Below are 9,134 nucleotides of genomic sequence, written 5' to 3' on the forward strand. Positions count from 1 at the left end.
GATTTCGTGCGCGACGTCGTGACCGACAACAACAACGTCCTCAACCACAAGTTCATTCTCGCGAGCCCGCCCGTCGTTGCCGATGTCTTTCTTCGCTCGGACGTCGGCGCGGGAACCCAGCGGGGGGACGACGCGTGGCACACACTGCTTGCTTTCGGCCGCGGTCGAGGAGGACGCTTCCTCACGCTCCTGGATGTCACCACTGCTCCCGACGACCCGGCGAGCCTCGCCCTGCGCTGGAACGTCGGCAACCGCGAGGGCCCTTTCGTGGAATCCGATCCTCGTATTGACGGGCTCGGAGAGACCTGGTCCATTCCCGCGTTCGGCAACGTCGACACCCGAGGCGTCGCGAGTCCCGACGACACCGAGGTCGACCAATGGCTCGTCTTCGCCGGCGGCGGCTATGGGTGCGTCAACGCCGCCCGGGAGGGAGAGTTCCTCTTCGCTTTCCAGGCCGAGGACGGGGCCATCTATTATCGAAACCAGACTCCGGTGGCCACGGACCCGGCGGCCGTCATAGCGAAGAACGGCCTCGTCGCTTCGCCGACGGTCTTCATCCCTCATCGGGAGGACGTGGCTGACAGCAAGGACTTCGTGACCCGCGTTTATATTCCCGACCTGCAAGGCCGCGTCCTCAAGCTCGATACCTCGGACACCGACCCGACGAACTGGACCCTGAACGTGTTCGCGGCAATGGGACCGGCGCATCCGATTACGGCGGCGGTCACTCTGATGAATGATCCCTTCACGCCGAATCGGGTGTTCGTCATGGCCGGATCGGGTGGGGATCGCCGGGCGCCCGAGCCCGCCGAGGGATTCAAGTTCCGCACCTGGATCGACACCGATGCCGACGGGCAGAATCGAACGCAGTTTCTCCCGGGCGACACTCCGTCCTTCGAGCAGATCTTCAATCCCGGGGAGCGCATGCTCGTTCCCGCAGTGACGGCAGGAACGATCGGGGATCCGGCCCCACCGGTCGTGTTCTTCGCCGCCACCAGCGAGACCCTCGATACCACGCTGTGCGAGTTCAACTTTTCGAGCACACTCTACGCCGTCGGGATCGAGAGCGGGCTTCCCGAGTTCGACCTCGACGTCACGCAGCCGGGCACCGGGCAAGCTTCGCTGGGCGACGTCATGGTTCAGGGGCTCTTCGTGCGCGATGGAAATCTCTACGTCACGCAGAGCGGCGGCATCGGCACCTCGGGAGGCGTGAGCGTCTGGGGTGATGGTTCTTTCGACGATCAGCCAGCACCGGCCTCGTTCGGCCAGTACACGCTGATGCTTCTCGTGGAGGGGTTCCGCATATCCCCGTTCTGAGAGAATTCATAACAGCTGACGCGATTTAACGTCGAGGTACTGGTTGATCGCTACGGCAGTGAGCTCCCCGGGTACGACCTCGGTGACGTGAATCCCCGACGCCCGGAGCGCCGCGATGCGGCGTTCCTGGGCGTTGAGCATCTCGGTCGCCGCGGCCGCTCGATAGGCCTCGAGATCGGTCCGGGGCATGCGTTCGGCGGCCTCGACCAGGGGTAGATCTTTGAGCAGGACCAGGAGAAACAGGTGTGAGGAGACGATGCCTCGCAGGTATCGACCCAGGGTCTCGAGGTGCCGCTCGTCGAGCGCGTAGGTAATCAGCAGGACGAGGGCGCGCTTCTTCTGGCGGCGGGCGAGATCCTCACACGCGAGTGCGTAATCCGAGGCTTCGAGCCGGGGAGCGAGGTCGTAGGTCTGCCGGATGAGCGTCTGGACCGCGGCCTTGCCTCGTACCGGTCCCACGAGACGCTCGATTCGATTGGAGAAGGCCACGAGGGAGATGTTGTCGCCCTGGCCGAGAGCAATGTAGCTCAGGATGATCGCGGCGTTCAGCGCCCGGTCGAGATGGGAAATGCCTTCGGTCTCATTCAGCATCGTCCGACCACAATCGAGCAGGAGAACGACGTTCTGATTGCGCTCGGTCGTGTATTCCCGGCTGATGAGCTTTCCGTGCTTTGCCGTCGCCCGCCAGTCGATCTGACGCATCTCGTCTTCTCTCCGGTACTCCCGGAGCCTTTCGAACTCGCCCTCTCGGCCGCGCAGGCGCCAGACCTTTAGTCCCATCTCCGCCAGCCGGTTCCTGCGGGCGAGAAGATCGAAACGTCGAACCGTCCGGATATCGGGGTAGATGCGAACCTCGGCAACGAGCGCCCGCTTCACGACTCGGGTCCAGAGGCCGATGGGACTCTGGTAACGGAAATGCACGAAATCGAATCGATTCGGCCCTCGGCGAGCGGGGATGAGATGGTAGGACACCTCGACCTCGCGGCGGGGAGGAAGCTCGGCCTTCGTTGGCAAGCCTTCCATGCGGCAGGGTGACGGAGGCTCGTCGGTCAGCTCCACGAGGAGCGGCGAGCTCGATCGGTTCGTGAGCCTCAGTACGACTCGGTTCGGCGCTCCGACGCTCAAGACCTCCGAGACATCGCGGTCGATCGCGATGAGGTGAGGTCGCCTCGTCCTGGCGTAATCGACGAGAGCGACGAGGCCCACGAGCCCGTTGGCGAGAAGGCCCACCGTCAGAAGCCACTCGACCCAGACGCCGGCGACGAATACCACCCCGACGAAGGCGACGGCGAGGATGAGGCGTGGCCGGGGTATCACGATCGGGGGGCAGCGACGGAATCGAGGATCTGCGAGAGAACGCCGTCCGCGCTCTCACCTTCAATCTCGGCTTCCGAACGAAGAATCAAGCGATGCCTCAGGACCCAGGGGGCCAACTCCTTGACGTCGTCGGGTACGACGAAGTTCCGCCCCCGGCACGCGGCGAGCACCCGGGAGGCTAGAAGGAGGTTCACGCTGCCGCGCGGGCTCGAGCCCACCTGCACCGAATGCCAGCGACGAGTGCTCGCCACGATCTCGGTGATGTAACGCACGATCTCCGGCTCGACGATGACCCCCCGGGTCGCCTGCTGAATCGATGTGACATCCTCCGCCTTCATGACCCTCCGCACGTCGAATCCCGACAAATCTCTCGGGTCGCGGCCATTCGCATAGTGTCCCAGGATCTCGCATTCTTCCTCGGTGGACGGGTAATCCACCAGAAGCTTGAACATGAAGCGGTCGACCTGAGCCTCGGGGAGCGGGTAGGTCCCCTCGTGCTCGAGCGGATTCTGCGTCGCCAGGACGAGAAACGGGCGTCTCAATCGGTAGGTCTTCCCGTCCACGGTGACTTGCCGTTCCTGCATGACCTCGAGGAGCGCCGACTGGGTCTTGGGAGGCGATCGGTTGATCTCGTCGGTCAGCAGAAGATTCGTGAAGACCGGACCGGGCTTGAAGTGAAACGCTCCTTCCCTCGAATCGAACACGCTGTGTCCCGTCAGATCCGAAGGCATCAAGTCGGGAGTGAACTGTATGCGGCGGAAATGGCAGGAGACGCATTTTGCGAGCACGTTGACGAGAAGCGTCTTGCCCAATCCCGGAGCGCCTTCGAGCAGCACGCTGCCCTCGGAGAACAACGCGACGAGGACGCCCTCGATGAGACGTTCCTGTCCCACGATCACCTTGCTGACTTCGTCGCGAGTCGCGTCGAAGAGGCCGCGAGCTCGATCGAGCGTCATCTCGGCCGTGATGGGTTGCTCCATCCAGTCTCCTTTCAATGATTCTTAAACGGAACGCAGTCGGGCGAGGCTCTGCACGAAAGAAGCCACGCGCGCGCGGTCGAGGTTTTGGCTCTTGGCAGCCCGGGTGGCCCGGTCGAGGGCCTCGGGAGAAGAGGTCGATGCGAGCTCGCGCCGGAAGAACTCGAGGTAAGAGGCGAGCAAAGGCGCGGTCGTTCCGGCTTTGAAGTGCAGGCCGCCGAGAGCCTCGGCATGCTCGACGAGGCTCCTCCGAGCGGAGACCTCTTCGGTCTTGATCGGCCCGAATCGCCGGTTCGCCATCCACCCGAACAAGAGCACTACGATGACCACCTGCAGGGTCAGAAGGCGCAGAGGCGGTTCCAGCAGGACCCCGACCACTTCGGGGCGTCCCGCCTCGTTCAATACCTCGTCGAAGTAGATCCGGCCAGCCGGCGCTACGGACTCGAGCACGCGAAAAGCCAGCAAGCCGTTGTTTCCCAGAGTCAAGGAGCGGTTGGAGAAGACGAAGTCGCTCGCCAGGACGACGATGACCCCGTCGCCAACGGGCTGTCTGACGATCTGTGTCGTCCCGCCGTACAGCAGGTCGACCGAGGCGGACTCCGACGACGTACGCACCTGGCCGAGCGAGCGCCATTCCAGCTCGTCCACCGGGACGAGCTCGGTCTCCACGACGGCTTCCGCGCGCCCTCCGACCAAGGGGGAAATATCGATTCCGAAAGGCTCGAGACGGACGCTGGGGTCCTGCCATCGCGCGGCGAAAACGAGGGCTTTGCCGGAGGCGACCCAATCGTGGAGCGACTGCCATTGTGCTCGGTCGGGATAGCGCGCGGGACCGAGCAGCACGAGCGTATCCGCTTCCTCGTCCTGGGGTACCAGCGAGCTCGAGCTGCGCCGAACGTCGGGCAGTAGTTCCGAGGCGAGCAGAAAGAAAGCCCGCTTGCCGCCCGCTTCTTCGCCGAACGAATCGCCCGGCTCGGGTCTCTTCGGAATGGGAAGGATGCTCGCCGCCGCGAGCAGGACCGCGAGTATCGGGGCGCCCCAGAGCCAATCGGTCCGCATCAACCCGTTTCCTCCGCCCGAAAGCTCTTCTCGAACTCCTGGCAACAAGCGCGATAGCTCTCGAGTGTCGGCTCTCTCCTTCCGAAGGCGACGATCTCGAACGCGGTGGCGATGAGGGCAAAGGATTCGCGCGACGTTCCTCTCACGGCAAGACGGTAGTCGCGGTTCGTGAGCCCTTTTCGGAAACGGATCAGTCCACGCCTCTCGATCGAGCTCATCGCCCCGAACAGGATCTCACGAATCGCCTCGCGATAGCGTCCCCGCTCTCCATGGGCTATCGCCCGCCGCCAGTACTCCTCCGGCGCGATCTCACCGGGTGCGACAAACGAGCGAACGCCGGACGACGGCGATGGTCGTGAGGGCTCGATCTTGCCGGAACGCGATCCCGAGGCGATGGCCTTCACCATCATTGCCAGGACGAGTCCTACTCCGAGTGCCGCCGCTGCGTAGATCAAAAACTCGAATCCCGGGAGCGCGAACGCCGGAGACGTGCTGCGGTTCTCCCGACTCAGCCACGCTTCCAGCCAGTCGATGAAACGCGCGAGCCATCCACGTTCCCGGAGAGGCCGATCCGGCTTCGGCTCGTCACGGAGTCTCTCGAATTCCGGGCGGGAGAGAATCTCGGCAACCTTGTTCTCGACCGTTCCCCCGTCCCGGTTCTCGTAGCCGGAGCCGCCGATTTCTTCCTGAGGAGCTCCGGTTGCCGCGTCGAAGGCGAGCAGGCCGCAAAGCAAAAGAACGAAGTCGAGTGGGCGGCGCACCTCAGGCGATCCTCCGAGCTTCCAGTCGGAAATCGATCTCGACATCCCAGCCCTCCTTGCGGATCCGAGAATCCAGATAGCAGAAGAACCAGGCCAGCCGTGCGAGCGGATAGACGAGCCAGAAGATCGACGCGAGGGTCGCCACGAGGAGAGGATCGTAAGCGACGAGGTTCGAGATATCTTGGAAGGCCATGGCCCAGGAGACCTTGGCCACGAGAATCGGGACGCCAAAGAGTGCGTCGCAAGCGATATCGACGAGAAGAAACATCGCGGCGCCGACGATGGCGGAAAAGGACAGAATCGCGGTGTAGCGTGCGCAGGCGTCGAGGAAAGAGCTCTTCAGTATCTCCTGGAGCCGTCGCCAGGCGCGCGCACCCTTTAGCTGCTCGAGTATCAGGACTTCGGCGAGAAACCCGTTTCGGACACCGAGAGGGATGAATGGTATTCCCCAGCACATGATGCCGACCAGGGCGAGCAGCGTACGGGCGAGGGGGAGCAGGATCAGCAAGCTCCCCATCCTGCGATAGAACTGTCCTAGCGCGTTCGTCAGAGTGAACGGTTCTCCGAACACGTGATGGCCGGCACCGGCGACGATCGCGGCGCCGAGGAAAGACGATCCGTAGAAGAAGAGCAGGGCGGTCCAAATCCAGCCGTCGCCGTTTGCGGCGCGAAGGGCACCCACCGTGACCGGCACGGCGCCGAAGATCGCCGAGAGCGCGACGAGCTTCCCCGCGTGCTGCCGGTAGAACAGAATCGCGAGGTCGATACAAACGCCAACCGGCCGAGGCTCGAGTGGAAGGGTCGCCGCTTCGAGTCTCATTCGCGTGGCTCTCGGCGCCCAGAGAGGGCAAGATAGCTGATTACCGCGATCCAGAAGACCCCCGCCACCACGTACTTGATCGGCGCCGGCAAAGGCTGGGCGGACCAGAAGCCCTCGATGAGGGCAGCCACGAAAAGCATGGCCGCCGAGCCGAGCGCGATCTCCACCGCGACGCGACCTCGGCGGCGCAACGCTTCCCCTCGAGAGAAGCTCCCCGGGGCAACGATCGCATGGCCGAGAATGAGGCCGGCGGTGCCGGCGACGACGATGGCCGAGAGCTCGAATGAGCTGTGACCGGACACGAATCCGAGAAAGCGCTCCGCATGTCCGTTGCCGACGATGTATCCCGACACCGTGCCGAGCTGAATTCCATTGGACAGCAGAACGTAGACCGTACCCACGCCGAGAAAGACCCCGAGGGCGAAGCATTGGAAGGCGATCGAGATGTTGTGGCGCACGTAGAAACCGGCCATGGCGGCATCCTGCCGTCCGGCCTCGTCCAAATCGCCCGAGTACATCTGCTCCATCGTGTAGAGTGCGGATCCGGGAAGGACTCTTCGGGCGAGGCTCGGGTCCGAGGCGACCACGATCCAGGAGACCGCGAGCGGCGCGGTGAACAGGGCGATGGACGCCCACAAGAACGCATGGTTCTCGCGCAATCGGGAGGGGAAGGAATGGGTGAAGAAGCGCAGGATCCGACCCCGGGAGCGATCCGACCTCCGGTAGAAGGCAGCGTGGCCGCGGACCACGAGATCGTTCAGGAACCGCTCGAGAGAGGAGCCCCAATCGCGGGACCGCACCTGCGAAAGGTCGTAGCACAGCGCGCGAAAAAGCTCGGAGAACGCGAAAACATCGTCCGGTTCGAGCTTTGGACCACCCCTGGACTCGACGCGCTCGAGCAGCTTCTGGAATCGCTCCCAGGCGGGGCGACGCTCCTTCAAGAAAGTCGCCTTGTTCATGGGTGCGCGTCTCGGTAAGCGCCAAGGACCCGGAAAAGGAAGTCTGCCGGATGCCGGCGGGCAAAGGTTCGATCTTCGCTCGACGCGAGCTTCGCGCCCAGCGGGGCGGCGAGAATCGATGCGATTTCGTCCACTCTCTCGGACGCCAGCTCGAACCGGCGTCGAAAGAGATTCTCGATGTGCTCCCGCGTCCTCTCCGAGACGCGATAGCGATCTCGGAAGCTCTCGAGGGCTATCGGAGGAATCGTCGACAGGCCCGCGGGCTCCGTCCCGAGATCGTCTCGTGGCTCGCGCACCACCATCGTTCCTGCCACGAGGTCGCCGATTCGCTGCATGCGCGGATTCGATGCCGCGGCGAGGAATCCCGCTCCGTAGAAGAGGGGGGCGAAGTCGGCGGCTCGAAGGAGATTGCGAATCATCGCGTCATGGAAACCGATGGCATAACCTTCGGTCTTGATGACGCGGAGTCGGAAGATTCGCTTTCCCGGCGTCTGTCCGTTCCAATGAGTCTCGAAGAGACATCCGTAGCCCCACTCGAGAACGAAGCTCGCTACCAGGGTGACGCCGATGGGAAACCCGCTCAGGGCGAGCGGAGAGAACACGAGGGAGCTCGAGAGCGCGATTCCATAGAGTACGGTGGCCCGAATGGCGAGGTCCACGAGGTAGGCACCCAACCGCGTTGCTGGGCCCGCGAGGCGAAATGCCAGGCGGACGTTCTCGGGCGTCTCGAGATAGATGACGTCCGAAAGGACTGGCTGATGGGCGGATGAAGACGCGGTCTTCATCCGCCCATCTTCCTCATCTCCCCGTCCCCTTAACTGAAGCGAACTCGGAAAAGAATCAGACCTGTACGACCTTGGTACCCGCAAGAAAGTCGTGAACGCAGCGGCGCTCCTCACCGAAGATGAGGAGGTGATCCACGATCGGGTACAGAGGGATGTTTCCCAGGATCCCATTGACGAAGTACCGCATGCCGATGATCTTTCCCGCGGATGGAACCGTCCCGTTCTGATAATCGACGATGCGGATTTTCATGACGCGTTTTCCGATGGTCTGGCCGTCCCGGAGGAGCAGCCGAAACTGATAGATGACAAAGGCGAGAAAGGCGAGCGCCGAGCCGATGAGCATGACGAGGCCGATGGGCGAGGGCTCGCTCGATGGCGCCCAGACTACGATGGAAACGAATAGCGGAATCAGGACCAGGATCGCCAGGATGCTGTCCAGCAAGACCGCCGCGAGGCGCGCCCCTCTGGAAGCCAGGAGCCCGCTCGCATCGGAGGGTGATGCACTGGCAAGCGCTCGGGCTTGCGGGGTCGCGTACGGATTGTCGCCGGCAACCGACAGGTCTGTTCCGACCGATCCGACGCCGGGCGCGCTCAGCGCGGGCAACCCGGGACCGGATGAAAGAGTCGAGGACGGGCGATAGCGATTCCGCATCAACTCCGCACCGCAGCTCTTGCAGCGAAAGGCCATCGGCTGGTTCTTTTTGCACGCGGGACAGATCATCGTTCCCTCCGCCGGGTGTTCTAGCAAGAGCAGTGCCATGCCCGAAGCCGGTCTAACCTGGCCTGCCGCCGCGATCCCGCGCGCGACAGAGTAGGGAAATTCCCACGCGCAGGACGCCGTTCCGTGTGGCCCTACCCGCGGAAATGTGAGATCATCAAAAGAAAAAATGGCTTCACAAGACAAGAGGCCCACCCAGCTGGTGGACATGGCGAAAGTCATGTCGATTGCGCAGGTGGAGCGACTCACGCTTTACCAGGTGTCTGGACCGGGCGGGCCGAGAACCATCCGCGTGCCACCTTTCGGGGAGGTCGTGCTCGGGCGGGACGACACGAGCGGCTTGCTCCTGGACGAAGAGGCCGCGTCCCGGCGGCATGCGAAAGTGCACTACTTCGACTACAAGCCCGAGCTTTTGGATCTC

The 9,134-nt window shown here is 63.4% G+C and carries 10 protein-coding genes; 2 read left to right on the forward strand and 8 right to left on the reverse strand.

The annotated features are described in order from the left end of the window. A partial coding sequence (locus tag VEK15_13265) for a hypothetical protein (GenBank protein ID HXV61661.1) occupies positions 1 to 1,317 on the forward strand: 1,317 nt, incomplete at its 5' end. Between the two features lie 6 nt (positions 1,318 to 1,323). Here the strand turns inward: VEK15_13265 and VEK15_13270 are convergent. From VEK15_13270 to VEK15_13305, 8 genes are read right to left on the reverse strand one after another with little or no spacing between them, the layout of a single operon-like run. After that, complete coding sequence (locus VEK15_13270; protein ID HXV61662.1) at positions 1,324 to 2,634, reverse strand: DUF58 domain-containing protein; 1,311 nt, start codon at positions 2,632 to 2,634, stop codon at positions 1,324 to 1,326. Further along, on the reverse strand, positions 2,631 to 3,614 hold the full coding sequence (locus tag VEK15_13275; protein ID HXV61663.1) for a MoxR family ATPase: 984 nt from the start codon (positions 3,612 to 3,614) through the stop codon (positions 2,631 to 2,633). The genes VEK15_13270 and VEK15_13275 overlap by 4 nt, the downstream gene beginning before the upstream one ends. A gap of 21 nt (positions 3,615 to 3,635) precedes the next feature. Then, complete coding sequence (locus VEK15_13280) at positions 3,636 to 4,670, reverse strand: DUF4350 domain-containing protein (GenBank protein HXV61664.1); 1,035 nt, start codon at positions 4,668 to 4,670, stop codon at positions 3,636 to 3,638. Next, positions 4,670 to 5,476 (reverse strand): DUF4129 domain-containing protein, encoded by an 807-nt coding sequence (locus tag VEK15_13285; GenBank protein HXV61665.1) that lies wholly within the window; start codon positions 5,474 to 5,476, stop codon positions 4,670 to 4,672. The genes VEK15_13280 and VEK15_13285 overlap by 1 nt, the downstream gene beginning before the upstream one ends. Beyond that, positions 5,433 to 6,251: a hypothetical protein gene (locus VEK15_13290; GenBank protein HXV61666.1), complete on the reverse strand. Its 819-nt coding sequence runs from the start codon at positions 6,249 to 6,251 to the stop codon at positions 5,433 to 5,435. The genes VEK15_13285 and VEK15_13290 overlap by 44 nt, the downstream gene beginning before the upstream one ends. Next, entirely contained in the window at positions 6,248 to 7,210 is a 963-nt protein-coding gene (locus tag VEK15_13295) for a stage II sporulation protein M (GenBank protein HXV61667.1), read from the reverse strand. The genes VEK15_13290 and VEK15_13295 overlap by 4 nt, the downstream gene beginning before the upstream one ends. Continuing rightward, positions 7,207 to 7,995 carry an RDD family protein gene (locus VEK15_13300; protein ID HXV61668.1) on the reverse strand — a complete coding sequence of 263 codons (789 nt, stop codon included), beginning with the start codon at positions 7,993 to 7,995 and terminating at the stop codon, positions 7,207 to 7,209. Before VEK15_13300 ends, VEK15_13295 begins: the two co-directional genes overlap by 4 nt. Positions 7,996 to 8,050: 55 nt before the next feature. Continuing rightward, entirely contained in the window at positions 8,051 to 8,683 is a 633-nt protein-coding gene (locus VEK15_13305) for an RDD family protein (GenBank protein ID HXV61669.1), read from the reverse strand. Positions 8,684 to 8,882: 199 nt separating this feature from the next. On the opposite strand from VEK15_13305, the gene VEK15_13310 reads away from it, so the two are divergent. Beyond that, the coding region (locus VEK15_13310; protein ID HXV61670.1) for an FHA domain-containing protein at positions 8,883 to 9,134 on the forward strand (252 nt) is incomplete at its 3' end.

It is taken from the genome of Vicinamibacteria bacterium (assembly GCA_035620555.1).
Taxonomy (GTDB): domain Bacteria; phylum Acidobacteriota; class Vicinamibacteria; order Marinacidobacterales; family SMYC01; genus DASPGQ01.